The 20,780-nt window shown below is 67.3% G+C and carries 17 protein-coding genes; 10 read left to right on the top strand and 7 right to left on the bottom strand.

Annotated elements, in window-relative coordinates; all coding sequences use genetic code 11:
• The first annotated feature begins 25 nt into the window (after positions 1 to 25).
• On the top strand, positions 26 to 2,266 hold the full coding sequence (locus ABL843_RS09665) for an ATP-binding protein (RefSeq protein WP_418119708.1): 2,241 nt from the start codon (positions 26 to 28) through the stop codon (positions 2,264 to 2,266).
• A 24-nt stretch (positions 2,267 to 2,290) separates the two neighbouring features.
• Here the strand turns inward: ABL843_RS09665 and ABL843_RS09670 are convergent, their stop codons facing one another.
• The 5 genes from ABL843_RS09670 to psrA form a co-directional block, all read right to left on the bottom strand.
• Entirely contained in the window at positions 2,291 to 2,512 is a 222-nt protein-coding gene (locus tag ABL843_RS09670) for a hypothetical protein (RefSeq protein ID WP_240650786.1), read from the bottom strand.
• 107 nt (positions 2,513 to 2,619) lie between these two features.
• Positions 2,620 to 4,068, bottom strand: a complete 1,449-nt coding sequence (phnY, locus tag ABL843_RS09675; protein WP_418119709.1) for a phosphonoacetaldehyde dehydrogenase — start codon at positions 4,066 to 4,068, stop codon at positions 2,620 to 2,622.
• Between the two features lie 18 nt (positions 4,069 to 4,086).
• Positions 4,087 to 5,313 (bottom strand): phosphonoacetate hydrolase, encoded by a 1,227-nt coding sequence (phnA, locus tag ABL843_RS09680; protein WP_418119710.1) that lies wholly within the window; start codon positions 5,311 to 5,313, stop codon positions 4,087 to 4,089.
• A gap of 62 nt (positions 5,314 to 5,375) precedes the next feature.
• The gene (locus tag ABL843_RS09685; protein WP_418119711.1) at positions 5,376 to 6,683 is read right to left on the bottom strand and encodes an MFS transporter; all 1,308 of its coding nucleotides are present in this window, start codon (positions 6,681 to 6,683) and stop codon (positions 5,376 to 5,378) included.
• Positions 6,684 to 6,770: 87 nt separating this feature from the next.
• Complete coding sequence (gene psrA / locus ABL843_RS09690) at positions 6,771 to 7,862, bottom strand: iron-containing alcohol dehydrogenase PsrA (RefSeq protein WP_418119712.1); 1,092 nt, start codon at positions 7,860 to 7,862, stop codon at positions 6,771 to 6,773.
• A 246-nt stretch (positions 7,863 to 8,108) separates the two neighbouring features.
• Here psrA and ABL843_RS09695 point away from each other — a divergent pair, with 246 nt between their 5' ends.
• From ABL843_RS09695 to ABL843_RS09715, 5 genes are all read left to right on the top strand, one after another.
• On the top strand, positions 8,109 to 8,975 hold the full coding sequence (locus ABL843_RS09695) for a LysR substrate-binding domain-containing protein (protein WP_418119713.1): 867 nt from the start codon (positions 8,109 to 8,111) through the stop codon (positions 8,973 to 8,975).
• Between the two features lie 136 nt (positions 8,976 to 9,111).
• Positions 9,112 to 10,935, top strand: coding sequence for an FAD-dependent oxidoreductase (locus tag ABL843_RS09700; RefSeq protein WP_418119714.1), 1,824 nt, complete (start codon positions 9,112 to 9,114; stop codon positions 10,933 to 10,935).
• Positions 10,932 to 12,782 carry a 2-oxoacid:acceptor oxidoreductase subunit alpha gene (locus tag ABL843_RS09705; protein WP_418119715.1) on the top strand — a complete coding sequence of 617 codons (1,851 nt, stop codon included), beginning with the start codon at positions 10,932 to 10,934 and terminating at the stop codon, positions 12,780 to 12,782. Before ABL843_RS09700 ends, ABL843_RS09705 begins: the two co-directional genes overlap by 4 nt.
• The gene (locus ABL843_RS09710; protein WP_126024593.1) at positions 12,779 to 13,834 is read left to right on the top strand and encodes a 2-oxoacid:ferredoxin oxidoreductase subunit beta; all 1,056 of its coding nucleotides are present in this window, start codon (positions 12,779 to 12,781) and stop codon (positions 13,832 to 13,834) included. The genes ABL843_RS09705 and ABL843_RS09710 overlap by 4 nt, the downstream gene beginning before the upstream one ends.
• Positions 13,835 to 13,882: 48 nt before the next feature.
• Positions 13,883 to 14,320, top strand: coding sequence for a CBS domain-containing protein (locus ABL843_RS09715; protein ID WP_184635955.1), 438 nt, complete (start codon positions 13,883 to 13,885; stop codon positions 14,318 to 14,320).
• Positions 14,321 to 14,338: 18 nt separating this feature from the next.
• Here the strand turns inward: ABL843_RS09715 and ABL843_RS09720 are convergent, their stop codons facing one another.
• A complete protein-coding gene (locus ABL843_RS09720) occupies positions 14,339 to 15,028 on the bottom strand; it encodes a GntR family transcriptional regulator (protein WP_126024595.1) in 690 nt (229 codons plus the stop codon).
• 114 nt (positions 15,029 to 15,142) lie between these two features.
• Here ABL843_RS09720 and araD point away from each other — a divergent pair, with 114 nt between their 5' ends.
• The 4 genes from araD to ABL843_RS09740 are packed head-to-tail and all read left to right on the top strand — an operon-like array spanning position 15,143 to position 19,791.
• Positions 15,143 to 16,873 carry an L-arabinonate dehydratase gene (araD, locus tag ABL843_RS09725; RefSeq protein ID WP_418119716.1) on the top strand — a complete coding sequence of 577 codons (1,731 nt, stop codon included), beginning with the start codon at positions 15,143 to 15,145 and terminating at the stop codon, positions 16,871 to 16,873.
• 43 nt (positions 16,874 to 16,916) lie between these two features.
• The gene (locus ABL843_RS09730) at positions 16,917 to 17,627 is read left to right on the top strand and encodes a ribonuclease activity regulator RraA (protein WP_126024597.1); all 711 of its coding nucleotides are present in this window, start codon (positions 16,917 to 16,919) and stop codon (positions 17,625 to 17,627) included.
• 36 nt (positions 17,628 to 17,663) lie between these two features.
• Positions 17,664 to 18,644: a Bug family tripartite tricarboxylate transporter substrate binding protein gene (locus ABL843_RS09735; RefSeq protein WP_126024598.1), complete on the top strand. Its 981-nt coding sequence runs from the start codon at positions 17,664 to 17,666 to the stop codon at positions 18,642 to 18,644.
• A gap of 40 nt (positions 18,645 to 18,684) precedes the next feature.
• The gene (locus ABL843_RS09740) at positions 18,685 to 19,791 is read left to right on the top strand and encodes an SMP-30/gluconolactonase/LRE family protein (RefSeq protein ID WP_418119717.1); all 1,107 of its coding nucleotides are present in this window, start codon (positions 18,685 to 18,687) and stop codon (positions 19,789 to 19,791) included.
• A gap of 50 nt (positions 19,792 to 19,841) precedes the next feature.
• Here the strand turns inward: ABL843_RS09740 and ABL843_RS09745 are convergent, their stop codons facing one another.
• Positions 19,842 to 20,711 (bottom strand): hypothetical protein, encoded by an 870-nt coding sequence (locus tag ABL843_RS09745; RefSeq protein WP_126024600.1) that lies wholly within the window; start codon positions 20,709 to 20,711, stop codon positions 19,842 to 19,844.
• Positions 20,712 to 20,780: the final 69 nt, after the last annotated feature.

Below are 20,780 nucleotides of genomic sequence, written 5' to 3' on the forward strand. Positions count from 1 at the left end.
CCTGCTGTGCGCCGTCCTGTGGCTGATGGCGCTTCCCGCCGCCTGGGCGGACGTGCTGCGCATCGACGACGAGACCCGCTGGCCGGTGCTGCTCGACACGCGCGTCGAAATGTTCGAGGACACCGGCGCGCAGCTCACGCTCGACGAGGTCGATGCGCTGCAGGACGACTCGCCCGACGGCTTCCAGCCCGGTAACTCCGCGCGCATGCGTCCGGGCTTCTCCAGATCCGCCTTCTGGCTGCGCCTGACCGTGGTGAACGGCAGCGCCACCATCCAGCCGCTGCGGCTGGTGCTCGATGCCACCTGGCTGCAGTTCGTCGACTTCCACGCCCGCCGCGAACTCGCCGGCTGGGCCAGCTGGACGCACGAGCAGGCGGGCGTGTCGGCGCGCTCCAGCGCGGGCCGCGACCGTGACCGCGTGCCCACGCTCGACCTCGACCTGCGCCCCGGCGAGCAGGCGCGCGTGCTGGTGCGCGTGCGCACCGACAGCAGCGTCAAGCTCGTGCCGAAGCTGTATTCGGCGGAGGCTTGGCGCATGTCGGAAAGCAGCCACGCGCTGATCGACGGCCTGCTCATCGGCGGGCTGCTGGTGCTGTCGGTGTATTCGCTGTCGCTGTGGGTCATCTCGCGCAACCTCGCGATGGCGCTGCAGAGCATGGGCTTCGCGCTGGTGGCGCTCTACGAGAGCACGTACCGCGGCCACGCGCGGCTCGCGCTGTGGCCCGACAGCATCGAGTGGAGCTACCGCGCGGCTGGCGTCACCGCGGGCTGCTGCGTGCTCTCGCTGATGTGGTACCTGTACACCGTGTCGCGGCGCGGGCCGGTGCGCGTGCCCGGGCTGCGATGGCTTTTCGTGCTCGCGCTCGCGCAGTGCGTGGTGGTGCTGGGCACGCTCGTCGGCCCCTATGCGCCGTTCGCGATGGCGGGCACGCTGAGCGCGCCGCTGGTGGTGGTTTCGCTGACCGTCAGCACCTTCATCTACATGCGCCGGGCGGGGCCGGGCGGGAGGCTGGCGTTTCCGGTGATGAGCATCGTCGCCGTCGGCGTGTGCCTGCGGCTGGTCGAGCTGGCGATGCCGGCGCACATGATCCGCGGCTTCGACGCCTATGCGCTGGGCTTCCCGGGCATGCTGGTCGGTCTGGTCGCGCTGGCGGCGTGGGCGCAGCACCTGTCGCGGCAGCGGCATTCGGCGCAGCGCACGCTGGCGCACTGGCAGGCGGAAGAGCAGCAGCGGCTGCGCGAGGAAGTGGAGCGCAAGACGCACGCGCTGAACGCGGCGCTGGAGCAGGCCGACCAGCAGGCGCGCGAGCAGACGCAGCTGCTGGCCTACATCAGCCACGACCTGCGCGCGCCGCTGTCGACCATCATCGGCAACGTGCGCCGGCTCAACGACGACGACGCTGTGCCGCCCGAGAGGCTGCAGGCCATCGAGCGCAGCGCGGCCTACCAGCTCGCGCTCGTGGACGACCTGCTCGACTACGCCAGGAGCGAGCTGCTGCCCTTTTCCTTCGAAGCGAAGCCGGTGCACCTGCGTGCGCTGATCGACGACATCGCGCAGTACGCCGACACGCTCGCGCAGCGCCAGCACAACCGCTTCGAGCTCGACGTGCTCGGCGCGCTGCCGACCGCCGTGTACCTGGACAGCAAGCGCTTCCAGCAGCTGCTGCTGAACCTCCTGTCGAACTCCGCGAAGTTCACGCGCGACGGCAAGATGGGCCTGCGCGTGCAGGCCCGGCCGCGCGAGGATTCATGGCGGCTCGAGTTCGACGTGTGGGACAGCGGCGTGGGCATCGAGAAGGAAGAGCAGGCGCGCATCATGCGTGCCTTCGAGCAGGGTGCGCCCAGTTCCAACGGCCATGGGCTCGGGCTGGCCATCGCCCGGCGCATCGTGCAGCACATGGGCGGGCGGCTGCAGCTGGAGAGCCGCCGCAACCTGGGCACGCGCGTGCGCTTCTCGGTGATCGTGAAGGAGGCGCCGAAGGAACTGGTGCCCGTGGTCGCAAGGCCGCTGCCGAACCCGGCGCTGGTCCACAAACCCAGGCGCATGCCGGTGCCCGCCATCGAGCCGTTGCCCGCGGCGGTGCGCGACGAACTGGAAACGCTCGCGCGCGACGGCCGCTGGAGCGACCTTCACGAATGGGCCGACCGCCTCGCGGCCGACGCGCGCCACTCGGCGCTGGTCGAGGCCGTGCGGCACGCACTGGACCTGCTCGATTTCGAGCACATCCGGCTGCTGGCGCGCGCGACGCCGAACGCCAGCCAGTGATCTTCGGCCCGGCTGAGGCCGGAGCTATTGCGGCGAGGCCTGTGCCTGTGCTTCCTGCGGCGGTGTCTGTGCCTGCAGCTGGGCCTGCTGCGCGTCGGGCGCGCCGGCCTGTTCGCTCCCGGCGTGGTGCCTTATCGCAATGCCCTTGACGAGGTGGCGGGGCAGGTGGTGCGTCTTCCGCAACTGAGCCAGCGCCTCGCTGCGCGCCGGCTCGCATACCGGTAGAAACATGTGCAAAACGCTCATGGTGTCGTCCCGTGGAGTAACCGGCGGACATTGTGAGCGCATGAAGACCGCAATGGGGGAATCGCCCTCCCGGCGCAGATGGCTTCGCCGAAGGGCGGCTTCCCGGATCACCATGGCAGCGAGTAAGTCTTGGTGTTGGTGAAGCTCTTCATCGCCTCCAGCACGCCTTCCTTGTAGCCCAGGCCCGAGTCCTTGATGCCGCCGAAGGGGGTGAGCTCCAGCCGGTAGCCCGGCACCTCGCGCACGTTCACGCTGCCCACGTTCAGCTCGCGGATGAAGCAGGTGATGTAGTCCATGCGGTTCGTGCACACTGCCGACGAGAGGCCGTAGGCCGTGCCGTTGGAGATGCGGATGGCCTCCTCGATGCTGGAGAAGCGGATCACCGGCGAGACCGGCCCGAAGGTCTCGTGCTTTACGACGCGCATGCCGGGTTCCACGTGGTCGAGCACCGTGGGCGAGTACAGCGCGCCATCCCGAACGTTGCCGTACAGCAGCTTCGCACCGCCTGCGATGGCTTCGTCGACCACTGCTTCGAAATGCTTCGCCGCGGCCTCGTCGATCACGGTGCCCATGTCCGTGTGCGGGTCCATCGGGTCGCCGTACTTCAGCGCCTTCGTCTTGCGCACCAGCAGCTCGACGAACTGGTCGGCCACCGCCTCGTGCACCAGCATGCGTTTGATGGCCGTGCAGCGCTGGCCCGAGTTCTTGTAAGAGCCGCTGGCGGCCAGCGTCGCGGCTTCCTCGACGTCGGCGTCCTCCATCACGATGATTGGGTCGTTGCCCCCCAGCTCCAGTATCTGGCGCTTGTACACCGCCTTGCCCGCGATGTACTTGCCGATGGCCACGCCGCCGGTGAAGGTCACGAGGTCCACGTCGGCGCTGGTGAGCATCTCGTCGGCGATCTCCTTCGGGTCGCCCGTGACCACCGACAGCATCTGCGGCGGCAGGCCCGCCTCGTAGAGGATGTCGGCCAGGATGAAGGCCGTCAGCGGCGTCTTCTCGCTGGGCTTGAGCACCATGCGGTTGTTGGTGGCGATCGAAGGCGCCACCTTGTGGATCACCTGGTTCAGCGGATGGTTGAATGGCGTGATCGCGGTGATCGCGCCCTGCAGCGGCTCGCGCAGCGTGTAGACCTTGCGGCTCTTGCCGTGGTGCGTGAGGTCGCAGGAGAACACCTGGCCGTCGTCCACCAGGGCCTGGTTGGCCGCGAAAAGCAGCACGTCGGAGGCACGGCCCACTTCATAGAGCGAATCTTTGCGGCACAGGCCCGACTCCAGCGTGATGGTGCGCGAGATCTCGTCCAGGCGCGAGGCGATGATCTCGCCCGCACGCATCAGGATCCGGTAGCGCTCGTAGCGCGTGAGCGTGGGCCTGTAGTCGCAGGCGATGCGGTAGGCGCGCCGCACGTCCGACAGCGTCGCCTTCGGCACGGTGGCGATCACCTCGCCGGTGTAGGGATAGGTCACCTCGATGACCTCGTCGCGGTAGACGCGCTCGCCGGCGATGCGCAGGGCTTCGTGATGGATCCCGGCGGTTTTTTGCAGTGGCTGGTTCATGGCGGGTGTTGCGGCGGGTTACTGGGCGTGGTTCAGCGCGAGGTCGAGCGCATCGAAGTTGCGCAGCCGGCGCTCGGAGGCGATGCCGGCGATGGGGCGGTTGCAGATCAGCGGCACGCGTTGCTCCGAGACGCCGCCATGCGAGCGCAGCGGCACCTCCAGCGCCGACAGGTCGTGCCGGCTCGCGGAGGTGCCGATGACCGTGCTGCGCTCGCTGACGACCACGATGTCGCCGATGCGGTCGGGCGGCAGCTCGAAGCGGGCCGCCGCTTCCTTGCGCGAAAGCACGAGTTCCATGCCCGGCAGGCGCTGCAGGCGGTCGATCCAGCCCGGCACGCGCGCCTCGTCGGGCGCGTACACGGTGGCGAAGGAGCCGAGCGCGCCGTGGTGCACCACGTAGGGGTCGGTGATCGGCAGGATGACGCGCGCCTCGTCCTGGCCGTACCACTCGTCGAGCACGTCCTGCAGGTAGACGACCTTCGGCGCGCCCCGCTCGTCGTGCTTGTCGTTCATGCCGTGGTCGGCCGTGAGCACGATGGTGGCACCGAGCGTGTCCAGCTGCGCGAGGTAGCGGTCCATCATCGCGTAGAAGGCGTTGGCGGCCGGGCTGCCCGGCGCGGCCTTGTGCTGCACGTAGTCGGTGGTCGACAGATACATCAGGTCGGGGCGGCGCGACTCCATCAGCTTCACGCCGGCCGCGAATACGAACTCCGACAGCTCCGCGCTGTACACCGAGGGCACCGGCATGCCGACCATCGCGACCACGCCGTCGATGCCGTTCTCCTGGACGCTCGCCTGGTCGGCCTTCTCGGACGAAAAGCAGATGCCCTTCATGCGGTGGCCCAGCAGCTTGCGCAGCTTGTCCTTCGCGGTCACCACGGCGACCTCGGCGCCGGCGTCCGCGAAGGCCGCCAGCACCGTGCCGGCGCGCAGGTACTTCGGGTCGTTCATCATCACTTCCTGGCCCAGTTCGCGGTCGAAGAAGTAGTTGCCGCAGATCCCGTGCACCGCAGGCGGCGCGCCGGTCACGATCGACAGGTTGTTCGGGTTGGTGAATGAAGGCACCACGCAGTCGGCCAGCAGGTCTGCGCCGGTCTTTCTCATGCGGCCGATGTACGGGGCCACGCCAGCGGCGATGGCTGCGTCGAGGTAGGCGGGCTCGCAGCCGTCGACGCACACGACCACGACGGGGCGGCTCATCCAGCGGTAGCTGCGGGCGTTGACTTCCAGCGATTCGGGTTTCATGGCGGAGGGTTCCTTGATGTAGATGGATCGAATGAATGAAGGGAAGGGGAAGGCGGCCTGCCTCAGCGCCGGATGAAGACCGCGATGGCCGCGCTGACGAGGCATGCGGTCGCGACGATCGGGAAGACCATCGACGTGCTGCCCGAGTGGTCCAGCAGCCGCCCGATGAGAGGCTCTCCCAGGCCCGCCAGCAGGTAGGAGAAGAAGTTCATGACGCCGGTGGCCGTGCCCGAGCGCTTGGCTCCGACGAGGTCCGGGCACAGCGCCCAGAAGGAGGAGGCGGGGCCGTAGACGAAGAAGCCCGCAAGGAAAAGCAGCGCCAGGCCGGCGATGCTCGTGGGCGTGAGGTACATGCCGATGGAGGCGGCCGCGCCCAGCAGCATGTAGAGCACGATGGCCTTGTAGCGCTTCGAGCCGAACACGCGATCGGAGATCCAGCCGTTGGTGAGCGCGCCGAAGGCCATGCCCACCGGCAGCGCCACCGAAATCCAGACCGGATCGATCATGCCGTCGGCCATCTTGCTCCAGTCCTTGCCCAGGAAGTGCACGGGCACCCAGACGATCAGCCCATAGCGCGCGGCGTTCTGGAAGCCGATGGCGAGCGCGGCGATGAGCAGCTTCGGGTTGCAGAGCACGGCCTTGTAGCGGCTCCACGAGCTTTCTTCGGGCGTGTGCTGCAAGGCTGCGGCCTTCGCGTCTTCCGCGTTGGCGATGCCCGTGTCGGGCGACTTGAAGCCCAGATCCTCGGGGCGCTCCCGGGCGATCAGATAGAACGCGATGCCGCCCACCAGCATCAGCAGCACGGGCAGCCTGAAGATCCAGCGCCAGTCCAGGTGCAGCACGTTGACAACCACGATGGAGGTGACGAACGACAGGATCGACGCGCATCCCGCCGCGAAGGTGTAGAAGCCGAACACCTTGCCGCGCTCGCCGGTGCCCCACCAGTTCGACAGCAGGCGGCTGCCCGGCGCCCAGCCGAGCGCCTGGAAGTAGCCGTTGACACCCCATGGAATCGCGAGCGTCTTGAAGCCGACCGCGAAGCTCACCACCCAGTTGGCGGCGCAGGACAGGACGGCGCCTGCGGTCATCACGCGGCGGCCGCCGAACTTGTCGGCGAGGTTGCCGTTGATCGCCTGGCCGATGGCATAGCACCACAGAAGGCTGGCCGAGGCCCAGCCCAGCACCTCCTTCGACAGCCCGAATTCCTTCTGCAGCCCCGGAATGGCGAACCCGAAGGTCTGGCGGCCGGTGTAGAAGAAGAGGTAGCAGAACATCGCTGCCAGCAGCATCCGCCACTGCGCGCGCCGGAATGAAAGCTCGTGGGGCTGCGCGTACGCGCCGGTCTGCAAACCCTGGTTCGCCAATTGCATTTTTGTCTCCTGTGCTTGACGGGCCTGGACCCGTGGAGCCGGCCTTGGCGCCGGCGTTTTTTTCTCGGGCTCTGCGGCTTCGGCCGGCTAGGCCGACATCGCGCCGATGAAGTTCCTGCCGCGCGCCCCGTCCATGGCGCGCGCGATCATGGCGGCGGCCTCGGCGTCCGCCACGCCGTAGTCCGCGAACTCGGTCTTCACGCCCAGCCCCTGGAGGAAGCCGCGCAGCCGCAGTGCGCCGGCGCGCAGGTCGGGCCCGAACAGGCGCTGCAGCGTGCGGTCGCGATCGGGCGAGCGCGCCCAGGCCTTCTCGAGCACGATGGGCAGCGTGAACGAGCAGGCGATGCCGTGAGGCAGGCCGTAGCGCAGCGTCATCTCGTACGAAATCGAATGGGCCAGTGCCGTCTTCGTGTTGGAGAACGCGAGCCCGGCCTTGAGCGCGGCCATCGCCATGCGCTCGCGCAGTTCGATGTTGCAAAGGTCCCCGACCAGGGCCGGCAGGCACTCGAAGATGTCCTGCACGGCGGAGATGGCGAAGGTGTCGGAAACGGGGTTCGCGTTCACGTTCCACACCGACTCCAGTGCGTGGGACAGCGCGTCGAGCCCGGTCGAGACGGTGGTGCCCGCCGGCACCGAGAGCATCAGCTCCGGATCGACGATGGCCGCCTCGGGCCAGGTGGCCTGCAGGTGCAGCGAATACTTCTTCTGCCTGGCGGTGTCCCAGATCGTCGCCCACGGCGTCACCTCGCTGCCGGTGCCGGCCGTCGTCGGCACGGCGATCAGCGGCTTGACGCTGGCAGGCTCGAAGGATTTGCCGGCCGCCAGCAGATCGACCAGTTCGTCGAAGCGGCCGCTCGCCGTGCCCACCATCAGCGCCTTGGCGGTGTCGATGGCGCTGCCGCCACCGACTGCCACGATCGCGTCGCAGGCGCCGGGCGTTTGCCAGAAGCGGTCGTACAGGGCGCTCAGGTGCGCCACGTCGGGGTTGGGGCGCACGTCGTCGATCACCTCGACCAGCGAGGCGGGCAGGAGCTTCTGCAGTCGCTCGACCAGCCCGAGCTCGCGCGCTTCGGGAAAAGTGACGATCGCGACGCGGCGGCCGGCGAGTATCGACGGGAGGCGTTCAAGGCTGCCTCGACCGCTGTGGATGGATACGGGGTTGTGGTATGCGTGGGGCATCGGGTTTGTCTCGTGTCGGCGGTTGTCCGTTTCTCTGCTTGTGCATCGCGCTGTGCCGCGCGTTCCGTGGGAGGCAGTGTCGAAGCCGTCCCGGATTACGTCCAATCGCATTTCCGGTGCGCGCATGGTCGAAAACCGATGGATGAATGTTCCGCCCCGCTGCCGCGCTGCCGCGATCCGGGGGAAAGCGCCCATTCGCGGGCGTCGTTGCCTGTGAGAGGCTCTGTTCCCCCGGGGCCCGAATCCATGTTCCACCAGTACTACAAATCGATCAGATGCTTCCATGCCGTGGCGAAGACCGGCGGCTTCACCTCGGCGGCGCAGTACCTGCACATCGGGCAGCCGACGGTGACCGATCAGGTCAAGTCGCTGGAGACCCGCTTCGGCGTGGAGCTCTTTCTGCGCAGCGGCCGCAGCGTGAAGCTCACGGCAGCGGGCGAGCGGCTCTATGCCATCACGCAGGGCCTGTTCGGGCAGGAAGAGGAAGCCATGCTCTTCCTGCAGAGCGCGCGCAAGCTGAAGGTGGGGCTGGTGCGCGTCGGCGCAGTGTCGCCGCCCATCGCGATGGAGCTGGCGCGCAACTTCAAGGAGGCTCATCCGCCGCTGGACATCACGGTGTCGATCGGTTCGGAGGAGTCCACCCTGCGGGGGCTGCAGGACTTCAGCATCGACGTCGGCATCGTCGTCGATCCGGCCGCGGCCGAGGGCCTGCACATCGAGCCCTATCGCACGGAGCGCATCGTCGCGGTGGTGCCCGAAGGCCATGCATGGACGAAGCGCAAGTCCATCGCCACCCGCGACATCGAGGGCGAGACGGTCATCATGCGCGAGCCCGGTTCCAAGACCCGGCACCGTGTCGAGCGCGCCTGCAGGCAGCGGGCGGTGAACCTGCACTGCGCGATGGAGATCAACAGCCGCGAGGGCATCCAGCACGCGGTGGCCAACGGAATGGGCGTGTCCTTCGTCACGCAGGTGGAGTTCATTCCGCTGCCGGGCCTGGCGGCGGTCGCCATCGACGACGACCAGCTGTCGATCAGCTATTCGCTGTGCTGTCTCTCCATCCGAAGGGAACGGCCGCTGATCGAGGCGCTGTTCGCGGTCGCGCTCGGGTGAGCCTCTCCGCGGCCTGGAAAGCTGCGGGATTTCACCAAGCTTGCGCTCCAGCCTGAGCGGCGCATACTCCGCCAAAAGCGCCACAAGCCACTCGTCGGCCCCTGCGGGGTTCCGGGCGACAGCCAGGAGACACGTGTTGCAGCGAACGAACATTGCCAACCCGGCCTACTTTCACAAGGTCGTCGATTGCCAGTACGCCTGCCCGGCGCACACTCCCGTCCCCGAGTACATACGCATGATCGCGCAGCGCCGATACGGCGATGCGTACATGGTCAACTGGGTCTCCAACGTCTTCCCCGGCATCCTGGGGCGCACCTGCGACAGGCCCTGCGAGCCGGCCTGCAGGCGCGGGCGTGTGGAAGAAAGCAATACAGAGGCCCCGGAGCCGGTCGCCATCTGCAGACTCAAGCGCGTGGCCGCCGACATGAAGGAGGACGTGCGCGCGCGCATGCCCAGGCCCGTGCCGAAGAACGGCAAGCGCGTGGCCTGCATCGGCGCGGGGCCGGCCTCGCTCACCGTCGCGCGCGACCTGGCGCCATTGGGCTATGAGGTGACGGTGTTCGACGGCGAAGCCAAGCCCGGCGGCTTCATCCGCACACAGATACCGCGCTTTCGCCTGCCCGAGTCGATCATCGACGAGGAGACGGGCTACGTGCTCGACCTGGGCGCGGAGTTCCGCGGCGGCGAGCGCATCGATTCGATGAAGGCGCTGATGGGGCAGGGCTGGGACGCGATCTTCGTCGGCTGCGGTGCGCCACGCGGGCGCGACCTGGACATTCCGGGCCGCAAGGAAGCCGCAGCCAGCATCCACATCGGCATCGACTGGCTGAGCTCCGTCTCTTTCGGCCATGTGAGCAGCATCGGCCGGCGCGTGATCGTGCTGGGCGGCGGTAACACGGCCATGGACTGCTGCCGCTCGGCGCGGCGCCTCGGCGGCAGCGACGTGAAGGTCATCGTGCGCAGCGGTTTCGAGGAGATGAAGGCTTCGCCCTGGGAGAAGGAGGACGCCGCGCACGAGGGCATTCCGATCATCAATTTCCACGTGCCCAAGGCCTTCGTGCACGACAACGGCAAGCTCGTGGGCATGCGCTTCGAGATCGTCAAGGCCGTGTACGACGACAAGGGCCGCCGCACGCTGGAGCCCACGGGCGAGCCCGAGGCCTACTTCGAATGCGACGAAGTGCTGGTGGCGGTGGGCCAGGAGAATTCCTTCCCGTGGATCGAGCGCGATTGCGGCGTCGACTTCGACAAGTGGGGCCTGCCGGTGCTGGACGCGAACACTTTCCAGTCGACAGTGCCCAACGTGTTCTTCGGCGGCGACGCGGCCTTCGGGCCGAAGAACATCATTACCGCCGTGGCGCATGGCCATGAGGCCGCGGTGTCCATCGACAAGCTGCTGCGCGCGGAGCCGATCGAGGTCCGCCCGCCGCCGATGACCAACCTGGTGTCGCAGAAGATGGGCATCCATGAGTGGAGCTACGACAACGACACCTCCAACGACCTTCGCTACAAGGTGCCGTGGGCCAAGGCCGAGGCGGCGCTGGCCAGCATCCGGGTGGAGGTGGAACTGGGCTTCGACGCCGCCACCGCCTTCAAGGAAGCCGCGCGCTGCCTCAACTGCGACGTGCAGACGGTGTTCAACGAGCCCGCCTGCATCGAATGCGACGCGTGCGTGGACATCTGCCCCATGGACTGCATCAACTTCGTCGAGAACTCCGATGAAGAGGGGCTGCGCTCGCGCCTGAAGGCGCCCGCGCTCAATCTGGCGCAGGACTTGTACGTATCCGGCGGGCTGAAGACGGGCCGCGTGATGGTGAAGGACGAGGACGTCTGCCTGCACTGCGGCCTGTGCGCCGAACGCTGCCCGACCGGCGCGTGGGACATGCAGAAGTTCCTGCTGAAGATGACGCTTGCCGGGCAGGAAAAGACCCCGGAGCAAAGCCGGAAGGAGACCGCATGAAGCAGATCGAGGCGGTCAACGACTTCGTCATCAAGTTCGCCAACGTCAACGGTTCAGGCTCGGCATCGGCCAACGAGCTGTTCGCCAAGGCCATCCTGCGCATGGGCGTGCCGGTGAGCCCGCGCAACATCTTCCCCAGCAACATCCAGGGCCTGCCGACCTGGTACGAGGTGCGCGTGACAGAAGAGGGCCACCTGGGCCGGCGCGGCGGCACCGACATGATGGTGGCGATGAACCCGCAGACCTGGGACGCCGACGTCGCCGAGCTGGCGCCCGGCGGCTATCTCTTCTACGACAGCACGCGGCCATTGCCGCCCTCGAAGTTCCGCGACGACATCCGCGTGATCGGCATGCCGCTCACCGAGATCTGCAACGCCGTCTACCAGGACCCGCGCCAGCGGCAGCTGTTCAAGAACATCGTCTACGTGGGCGCGCTGGCCGTCCTGCTGGGCATCGAGCCCGAGGTGGTCGAGAAGCTCTTCGGCGAGCAGTACAAGGGCAAGGAGAAACTGCTCGCCTCCAACGTGCAGGCCCTTCACCTGGGCTGCGACTTCGCGCGCGAGAACCTGCGCGAGCCCGTGGGGCTGAAGGTGCGGCGCGCCGACCGGGTGGGCGACAGGATCTTCGTGGACGGCAACAGCGCGGCGGCACTGGGCTGCGTGTACGGCGGCGCGACGGTGGCCGCGTGGTATCCGATCACGCCGTCGTCATCGGTGGCCGAGGCCTTCCAGAAGTACTGCACCAAGTTCCGCGTCGATCAGTCCACCGGCCAGCACCGCTTCGCCATCGTGCAGGCCGAGGACGAGCTCGCATCGATCGGCGTGGTGGTCGGTGCCGGATGGAACGGCGCGCGGGCCTTCACCGCGACCTCGGGGCCGGGCATTTCGCTGATGACCGAGTTCATCGGGCTGGCCTACTTCGCGGAGATTCCGGTCACTCTCATCAACGTGCAGCGCGGCGGGCCTTCGACCGGCATGCCCACGCGCACGCAGCAGGCCGACATTCTTTGCTGCGCCTATGCGTCGCACGGCGATACCAAACATGTGCTGCTCTTCCCCGAAGACCCGCACGAGTGCTTCGAGCATGCCGCCGCGGCGCTGGACCTGGCCGACCGGCTGCAGACGCCGGTGTTCGTGATGACCGACCTCGACATCGGCATGAACCAGCGCCTGTGCAAGCCCTTCGAGTGGGACGACAGCAAGGCCTACGACCGCGGCAAGGTCATGACCGCCGAGGAGCTGGAGGCGGGCCGCGACTTCGGCCGCTACAAGGACGTGGACGGCGACGGCATCCCCTGGCGCACGCTGCCGGGCACGCACCCGACCAAGGGCAGCTACTTCACGCGCGGCACGACGCGCGATGCCTATGCGCGCTACTCGGAGCGCGGACCGGACTACATCTACAACATGGAGCGGCTGCTGAAGAAGTTCGCGACCGCGGCCACGCTGGTGCCGCAACCGGTGCTGCGGCCTGCTGCCCAGAAGACCGGGCTCGGCGTGATCTATTTCGGCTCCACCAGCCCGTCCATGCACGAGGCGCTGCAGGAGCTGGAAGGGCGCGGCATCCACCTGGACGCGATGCGGCTGCGGGCCTTTCCGTTCCCGGAGAGCGTGGTGCAGTTCCTGGCCGAGCATGAGCGCGTGTTCGTGGTGGAACAGAACCGCGATGCGCAGATGCGCAGCCTGCTGGTCAACGAGCTGGATGCCGATCCGGCGAAGCTGGTACGGGTGCTGCACTTCGACGGAACGCCCATCACCGCGCGCTTCATCGTGCAGGCGATCGATGCGCACGTCGGCAAGGCGAACGTGCAAGGCAACACCACGACCGGCGCGAAGGAGGCCGCATGACTTACCTCGCCAAGCCGAAGCTGCGCCACCCGACGCTGGCCACCAACAAGGTCGGCTACACGCGGCGCGACTACGAAGGAAAGATCTCCACGCTGTGCGCGGGCTGCGGTCACGACTCCATCTCGGCCTCGATCATCGAGGCCTGCTGGGAGCTCGACATCGAGCCGCATCGCGTCGCCAAGCTCTCGGGCATCGGCTGCAGCTCGAAGACGCCGGACTATTTTCTCGGCGCATCGCACGGCTTCAACACGGTGCACGGCCGCATGCCCAGCGTGCTGACGGGGGCCAACCTGGCCAATCGCGACCTGCTGTACCTCGGCGTCTCGGGCGACGGAGATTCGGCCTCCATCGGCCTGGGCCAGTTCGCGCACGCCATGCGTCGCGGCGTGCGCATGGCCTACATCGTGGAGAACAACGGCGTGTACGGCCTCACCAAGGGCCAGTTCTCGGCCACGGCCGACCAGGGCTCCAAGAGCAAGAAGGGCGTGGTCAACACCGACAGCCCGGTCGACCTGGTGGCCATGGCGCTGCAGCTCGGCGCGAGCTACGTGGGCCGGGGCTTCTCGGGCAACAAGGCGCAGCTGGTGCCGCTCATCAAGGGCGCGATCAGCCATGGAGGCTCGGCCTTCATCGACGTGATCAGCCCCTGCGTGGCCTTCAACAACCACCCGGGCAGCACCAAGAGCTACGACTACATCCGCGAGCACAACGAGGCAGTGAGCCGCATCGACTTCATCAGCGGGCGGGAGGAGATCGCCGTGGACATGGAGCCCGGCGAAGTGATGGACGTGCGCCAGCACGACGGCACGCTGCTGCGCCTGCGCAGCCTGCACCCGGACTACGACCCGGGCGACCGCTTCGCCGCCATGGCCTACATGCAGCGGCATCACGAAATGGGCGAGGTGGTGACGGGGCTGCTCTACGTCGACCCGCTGGCCACCGACCTGCACACCGCACTCAACACCTGCGACCGGCCGCTCAATGCGTTGGGGCCGCAACAGCTGTGCCCCGGCGCCCAGGCGCTGGAACGGCTCAACGCCTCCTTGCGCTGAGCAACGGCCGGCGGCACCATTCAGGGTTCGACTCACGGAGGGCGCATCATGTCCGAGCGCACCGTTTTCCAATCGATTTCGCGCAAGCACGTGCTCAGCGTGGCCCCGCAGGCCACCGTGCGCGACGCCGCATGCGTGATGACGCGCGCCAACTGCGGCAGCGTGCTCGTCATGGAACTTCCCGACACGCTGCTGGGCATATTGACCGAGCGCGACCTCATGACCCGCGTGCTCGCCAAGGGGCTGGACCCCGACGGCACCTCGGTGCGCGAGGTGATGACACCCAACCCGATCTGCGTGCCGCCCGAGACGCTGGTGTCCGACGCCGTGGTGCTGATGCTGGAGCGGGGCTTTCGACATCTGCCGCTGGTGGCGGGTGCGAAGGTACTGGGCGTGTTCTCGGTGCGCGATGCGCTGCCGAGGGAGATCGGCGCGGCGGTGAGCCTGAGCGAGTTCAGGGAGCAGGTGAACGACGCGCTGGGCTGAAGCGCGGCGAGGCCCCGTTCAAGGGGTCACGTAGTCGGGATACTGCTTGCAGATATCGTTCACCGCGCTGAGCGTGCCCGACAGGTGCTTGCGCAGCGCGGCCTGGGCTGCGTCGGGGTCCTTCGCCTCGATGGCCCGCACGATGGCGCGGTGGTCGCGCAGGATCGCCTCGGTCTTGCCGGCGGTCGGCAGGTGCAGGCGGCGCAGCCGGTCGACATGACCCGAGACGCGGCCCACCAGGTCCCACAGGCCCAGCACGCCGCCGGCTTCGTACATCAGGCGATGGAACGCGCGGTCGGCGCTGACGAAATCGCTGTAGCGCTGCGAGTTGGCGAGCGATGCCTGCTGGGCGATGACGCCCTTGAGCTGGTCGACCAGCCCCGGCGATTCTTCGATTGCCAGCTGGTGCACCAGCTCCAGCTCGATGGAGCGGCGAAGGAAGTGCGCTTCGCGCGCGGCGGAGATGTCGATGCGGCTCACCAGAGTGGCGTGCTGCGGATACACGTTCACCAGCCCTTCCTCGTCGAGCCTGAGCAGCGCCTCGCGCACGGGTGTCTGGCTCACGCCGAAACGATCGGCCAGCTCCTGCCGCTGCAGCACGGTGCCGGGGACGAGTTCGAGCGCAAGGATGGCTTCGCGCAGTTTCTCCAGCACCTGGGGCGCGGCAAGGCGGGTGCGGTCAAGTCGGATCTTCGGGGAGGCGCTCATCGCCGGCGATTGTGTCATTGACGCACTAATATACTAGTGTTTTAATTCTCGGAAAGACGCCGGCGCGGGCCGGCAAGGCCGCACCTGCAGTGCAGCGCCCATGGAGACAACCCCTTGACGAAACGCCCCTACGAATCCCTTCGCAGCGCCCGCTGGTTTGCGCCCGACGACTTCCGCTCCTTCGGCCATCGCTCGCGCGTGCTGCAGATGGGCTACAGCTACGCCGACTGGATGGGCAAGCCCGTCATCGCCATCGTCAACACCTGGAGCGACGCCAACCAGTGCCACTCGCACTTCAGGCAGCGCGTGGAAGACGTGAAGCGCGGCGTGCTGCAGGCGGGCGGCTTTCCGCTCGAGCTGCCGGCCATCTCGCTTTCCGAGAGCATGGTCAAGCCAACCACCATGCTCTATCGCAACTTCCTTGCGATGGAAACCGAAGAGCTGCTGCGCAGCCACCCCATCGACGGTGCCGTGCTGATGGGCGGCTGCGACAAGACCACGCCCGGCCTCACCATGGGCGCGCTCAGCATGGGCATTCCCTTCATCTACCTGCCGGCCGGCCCCATGCTGCGCGGCAACTGGAAGGGCAAGGTGCTGGGCTCCGGCTCCGACGCCTTCAAGTACTGGGACGAGCGCCGCGCCGGCCGCCTGGGCGAACAGGCCTGGGCCGAGATGGAAGCCGGCATCGCCCGCAGCCACGGCACCTGCATGACCATGGGCACGGCCGCCACCATGATGGGCATCGCCGAAGCCGTGGGGCTGACGCTGCCGGGTGCGTCCAGCATTCCCGCGGCGGACGCCAACCACATTCGCATGAGCGCCGACTGCGGCCGCCGCATTGTCGAGATGGTGTGGGAAGACCTGACGCCCGCGAAGATGCTCACACGCGCCAACTTCGAAAACGGCATCGCCTGCGCGATGGCCATGGGCTGCAGTACCAACGCCGTCATCCACCTGATCGCCATGTCGCGCCGCGCCGGCCACGCCGTGAGCCTCGACGACTTCGACGCCTTCAGCCGCCGCGTGCCCGTCATCGCCAACATCCGGCCCAGCGGCGATGCCTACCTGATGGAAGACTTCTTCTACGCAGGCGGCCTGCCCGCGATGCTGGAGCGCATCCGCGGCCACCTGCGCACCGAGGCGCTCACCGTCAACGGCCGCACCATCGGCCAGAACATCGAAGGCGCCGAGGTCTACGACGACGACGTGATCCGGCCGCTTGCCAACCCCATCTACGCCGAAGGCGCGCTGGCCGTGCTGCGCGGCAACCTCGCGCCCGACGGCGTGGTCATCAAGCCCAGCGCCTGCGCGCCGCACTTGCTGAAGCACACCGGCCGCGCGCTGGTGTTCGACGACTACCCGTCGCTCAAGAAGGCCGTGGAAGCCCCGGAACTCGACGTGACCGGCGACGACATCCTCGTGCTGCGCAACGCCGGCCCGCGCGGTGCGGGCATGCCGGAGTGGGGCATGCTGCCTATCCCCACCAAGCTGCTGAAGCAGGGCGTGAAGGACATGCTGCGCCTGTCCGACGCGCGCATGAGCGGAACCAGCTACGGCGGCTGCCTGCTGCACTGCTCGCCCGAGGCAGCCATCGGCGGCCCGCTCGCACTCGTGCAGACCGGTGACCGCATCAGCGTCGACGTGCCCGCGCGCAGCATCCACCTCGAAATCGACGATGCCGAACTTGCCCGCCGCAAGGCCGCGTGGACACCGCCGCCACCGCGCTACGAGCGCGGCTACGGCTGGATGTTCGGCCGCCACATCCGCCAGGCCGACGAGGGCTGCGACTTCGACTTCCTCGAAACCAGCTTCGGCAAGCCGGTGCCCGAGCCCGACATCTTCTGACTCCAATCCGATTCCACCCACTTCCAGACAACGGAGACCCCACGTGAATCCCGCCACCCGCGAGCAGCTCATGAAGGTGAGCACCGCCACCCTGTGCACGGCCCTGTTCAAGCGCGGCCTGCGCCACCAATTCATCCAGGACGTGCGGCCGCTCAACGCCGGCCTGCCCAACATGGTCGGCGAAGCCTTCACGCTGCGCTACATGCCCGCGCGCGAAGACCTCAACCAGATCGGCGTCTTCCTCGACCGCGACCATCCGCAGCGGAAGGCCGTGGAGCAGTGCCCCGAGGGCGCGGTGCTCGTCATCGACAGCCGCAAGGACGCGCGCGCCGCATCGGCCGGCGGCATCCTCGTCACGCGGCTCATGAAGCGCGGCGTGGCCGGCGTGGTCACCGACGGCGGCTTCCGCGACAGCCCAGACATCGCGAAGCTGGGCTTTCCCGCCTACCACCACCGCCCCAGCGCGCCCACCAACCTCACGCTGCACCAGGCCATCGACATCAACGTGCCCATCGGCTGCGGCGACGCGCCCGTCTTCCCCGGCGACGTGATCGTGGGCGATGCCGAAGGCGTGATTGTCATCCCGGCCCACATGGCCGACGAGATCGCCGCCGAGGCGACCGAGATGACCGCCTTCGAAGACTTCGTGCAGGAGAAGGTGCTCGAAGGCCGCTCCATCCTCGGCCTCTATCCGCCCACCGACGAACAGAGCCGCACCGACTTCGCCGCCTGGCGCCAGGCCAACGGCCGCTGAGCCCGCATCGATCACAGAAATCCAAGGAGACAAGACATGCGTTTCATCCGCTTCACTGCGGCGCTGCTTTCGGCTGCGCTCGTTCCCCTGGCCGCCACGGCCCAGACACCCGACTGGCCTGCCGCCAAGCCCATCGTCTACGTCGTGCCCTTCACGCCCGGTGGCTCCACCGACATCGTGGGCCGTACGCTGGCCCAGAAGCTGGGCGAGAGCCTCAAGCAGTCGGTCGTGGTCGACAACAAGCCCGGACAGGCCGGAGGCATCGGCGCCGCCTACGTGGCGAAGGCGCCGCCCGATGGCTACACGCTCTTCGGCGGAACCATCAGCACGCACGCCATCAATGCCAGCCTCTACAAGAAGCTGTCGTACGACCCGATGAAGGACTTCGAGCCCGTCTCGCTGGTCGCGCGCCTGCCCAACGTGCTCATCGTCAACAGCCAGCTCGGCGTGAACTCGGTGGCCGACCTCGTGGCGCTGCTGAAGAAGGACGAGAGCAAGCGCACCTTCGCCTCGTCGGGTGCCGGCACCTCGACGCACCTGGCCGGCGAGATGTTCGCCGACCTCATCGGCGTGAAGCTCACCCACGTGCCGTACAAGGGCACGCCACCCGCGCTGACCGACGTGGCAGCTGGGCAGGTGCCCTTCATGTTCGACCAGGTGACGGCCGCGCTGCCGCTGGTCAAGAGCGGCAAGCTCAAGCTGCTGGCCGTGACCACCGCCAAGCGCATCGCGCTCGTACCCGACCTGCCGACCATGATCGAGTCGGGCATTCCCGGTTTCGAGATGTCGTCATGGCAGGCCGTGTATGCGCCCAAGGGCACGCCCAAGCCCATCGTTCAGCGCCTCAACGCAGAGATCGTGAAGGCGCTGCACCAGCCCGACGTGCAGGCCAAGCTTTCGGGCCAGCTCGCGATGGAACTCGTGGGCAGCACGCCCGAGGAGCTGCGCGACCACATGGCCCGGGAGATTCCGCGCTGGGCCGAGCTGGTGAAGAAGTCCGGCGCCGTAGCCGACTGAACGCCCCGGAACAACCGACAAGAACACCAGGAGACAACCGATGCAGAACAAGACGAACAACGGCCGCCGCCGATTCCTCAAGACAGCCGCGGGCGCCGGCGCCGCAGCCTTCGGCACGCTCGCGGGCGCACAGGCCTTCGATTTCAAGCCCAGCCAGCGCTACCCCGACCCGGCGGTGCTGATCCTCGACCCGAGCTTCACCAGGTACCGGCTCTACAGCAGCACGCTGGAGCAACTGGGCTCCGGCATGCGCTGGGCCGAAGGGCCGGTGTACTTTCCAGAGCACGGCTACCTGCTGCTGAGCGACATCCCCAACAACCGGCTCATGAAGTACGACGAGAAGACCGGCAAGTTCAGTGTGCACAAGACCGGCGTCAACTACGCCAACGGCAACACCCGCGACCGCCAGGGCCGCCTCGTCACCTGCGAGCACTCCGTCACGCGGCGCGTGGTGCGCACAGAGAAGGACGGTCGCATCACGGTGCTCGCCGACAACTACCAGGGCAAGCGCCTCAACGCGCCCAACGACATCGTCGTGAAGTCGGACGACACCGTCTGGTTCACAGACCCCACCTTCGGCATCAACGGCGAATGGGAGGGAAGCAAGGCCTCGTCCGAGCAGGCGACCACCAACGTCTACCGCATCGCGACCGACGGCAAGCTCACGGCGGTCGTCACCGATCTCGTCAATCCCAACGGCATCGCCTTCTCGCCCGACGAGAAGAAACTCTACGTCGTCGAATGGAAGGGAACGCCCAACCGCAGCATCTGGAGCTACGACGTGTCACCGGACGGCACGAGCGTCTCGAACAAGACCAAGCTCATCGACGCCGACGGCCCCGGCTCGCTCGACGGCTTCCGCGTCGACCGCGACGGCAATCTCTGGTGCGGATGGGGCCACTCCGGCGCCATCGCTTCGGAGCCCACCGACGTCGGAGGCGGCATGAAGGCCTACCTGCCCACTGGCAAGTCGGAGGAAATGGACGGCGTGAAGGTCTTCAACCCGCAGGGCAAGCCCATCGGCTTCATCCGCCTGCCCGAGCGCTGCGCGAACCTGGAGTTCGGCGGGCCCAAGCGCAACCGGCTCTACATGGCGAGCAGCCATTCGCTGTATGCGCTCTATGTGGAGGCGCACGGGGCGGTTTGAGGGGCCGCTGCCGGGCGGGGGCGCCGAGCCCGCGCCCGGGCAGGAGTGGCTCAGTTGAACTTCGAATTGTCGGAGTCGCTGGTGTAGGCGGACTTCGTGACCGCTATGGACGAAATGGCAATCGGCTGCAGGAATGTGGTCACCGTGCCCGCGTAGGTCTTCAGGGCTTCCCAGTTCGTACCGGGGTCGTATTTCGCTTCCTTCTTGCAATAGCACCACAGCTTGCAGCCCACGTGCTTCGTCTTGTGCTCCAGGATCTTGGTGTCATGAGCGGGATTGCCGGGAATCAGGAGACCCATCTCGGCAATCTCTTTGCGTGTCTTCTCCATGATCTTGTTGGTGGCCTGCGTGAGCAGCGTCTCTTGGTTGCGCTCCAGGTCCGCGATCCAGCCGTCCACCGCGTCCATCACCCTCTTGAACTTTCCCAATTCCTGGTTGAGCCTCTTCTTGCGCCGCTGAACCTGCTCGTACAGAAGAGCAAACTGGTACATGTCGTCGCATGTCTGGCCGCTGTTGTTGTAGGCCTCGATTCCCTGGTTGAGCTCTTCGAATGCATGGGCCACCTTCCAGCGGTACCTGTCCAGGTTCTCGACGGTCAGCTCCTTGATGCCGAACTTGGCCACCTCCGCGTTCGAGGCGGTGGCACCAAGATGCCCTTCATGAAGCGCGCCCCGGACCTTTCCGTTGACCGCATCGACAACCGCGCCCACGACGGACCCCACGACAGGCACCGGTATGAGGGTAAGGAACAGTTTCCCCACGCCCACGAGGGCTCCGATGCCTTTGCTGGCGCGGGATCCGCCGCTCGAGAACGCACTGCGCGTCGAGTGGAAGATGCGGGAGTGCGCGATCTGCGAGCCCATGCTCTTGTTCGCCACCTCCAGCTCGGCCTGCTTGAATGGATCTGGATTGAACGCCATGTCTTTTCCTCAAAAAAATAAAACGTCGATGAATGAAGCGAAGCCGTTCCGCTCAGGGTGGCATTTGCC

Origin of the sequence: Variovorax sp. 350MFTsu5.1 (assembly GCF_048302515.1) — a bacterium.
Taxonomy (GTDB): domain Bacteria; phylum Pseudomonadota; class Gammaproteobacteria; order Burkholderiales; family Burkholderiaceae_C; genus Variovorax; species Variovorax guangxiensis.

What these genes read in the sequence shown, in the direction of transcription:
- ABL843_RS09685 (WP_418119711.1), bottom strand. Translation starts at nt 6,683, where the DNA reads ATGCAATTGGCGAACCAGGGTTTGCAGACCGGCGCGTACGCGCAGCCC.
- ABL843_RS09670 (WP_240650786.1), bottom strand. Translation starts at nt 2,512, where the DNA reads ATGAGCGTTTTGCACATGTTTCTACCGGTATGCGAGCCGGCGCGCAGC.
- ABL843_RS09715 (WP_184635955.1), top strand. Translation starts at nt 13,883, where the DNA reads ATGTCCGAGCGCACCGTTTTCCAATCGATTTCGCGCAAGCACGTGCTC.
- ABL843_RS09695 (WP_418119713.1), top strand. Translation starts at nt 8,109, where the DNA reads ATGTTCCACCAGTACTACAAATCGATCAGATGCTTCCATGCCGTGGCG.
- phnY (WP_418119709.1), bottom strand. Translation starts at nt 4,068, where the DNA reads ATGAACCAGCCACTGCAAAAAACCGCCGGGATCCATCACGAAGCCCTG.
- ABL843_RS09665 (WP_418119708.1), top strand. Translation starts at nt 26, where the DNA reads ATGGCGCTTCCCGCCGCCTGGGCGGACGTGCTGCGCATCGACGACGAG.
- ABL843_RS09705 (WP_418119715.1), top strand. Translation starts at nt 10,932, where the DNA reads ATGAAGCAGATCGAGGCGGTCAACGACTTCGTCATCAAGTTCGCCAAC.
- ABL843_RS09745 (WP_126024600.1), bottom strand. Translation starts at nt 20,711, where the DNA reads ATGGCGTTCAATCCAGATCCATTCAAGCAGGCCGAGCTGGAGGTGGCG.
- ABL843_RS09740 (WP_418119717.1), top strand. Translation starts at nt 18,685, where the DNA reads ATGCAGAACAAGACGAACAACGGCCGCCGCCGATTCCTCAAGACAGCC.
- ABL843_RS09735 (WP_126024598.1), top strand. Translation starts at nt 17,664, where the DNA reads ATGCGTTTCATCCGCTTCACTGCGGCGCTGCTTTCGGCTGCGCTCGTT.
- ABL843_RS09720 (WP_126024595.1), bottom strand. Translation starts at nt 15,028, where the DNA reads ATGAGCGCCTCCCCGAAGATCCGACTTGACCGCACCCGCCTTGCCGCG.
- ABL843_RS09710 (WP_126024593.1), top strand. Translation starts at nt 12,779, where the DNA reads ATGACTTACCTCGCCAAGCCGAAGCTGCGCCACCCGACGCTGGCCACC.
- phnA (WP_418119710.1), bottom strand. Translation starts at nt 5,313, where the DNA reads ATGAAACCCGAATCGCTGGAAGTCAACGCCCGCAGCTACCGCTGGATG.
- psrA (WP_418119712.1), bottom strand. Translation starts at nt 7,862, where the DNA reads ATGCCCCACGCATACCACAACCCCGTATCCATCCACAGCGGTCGAGGC.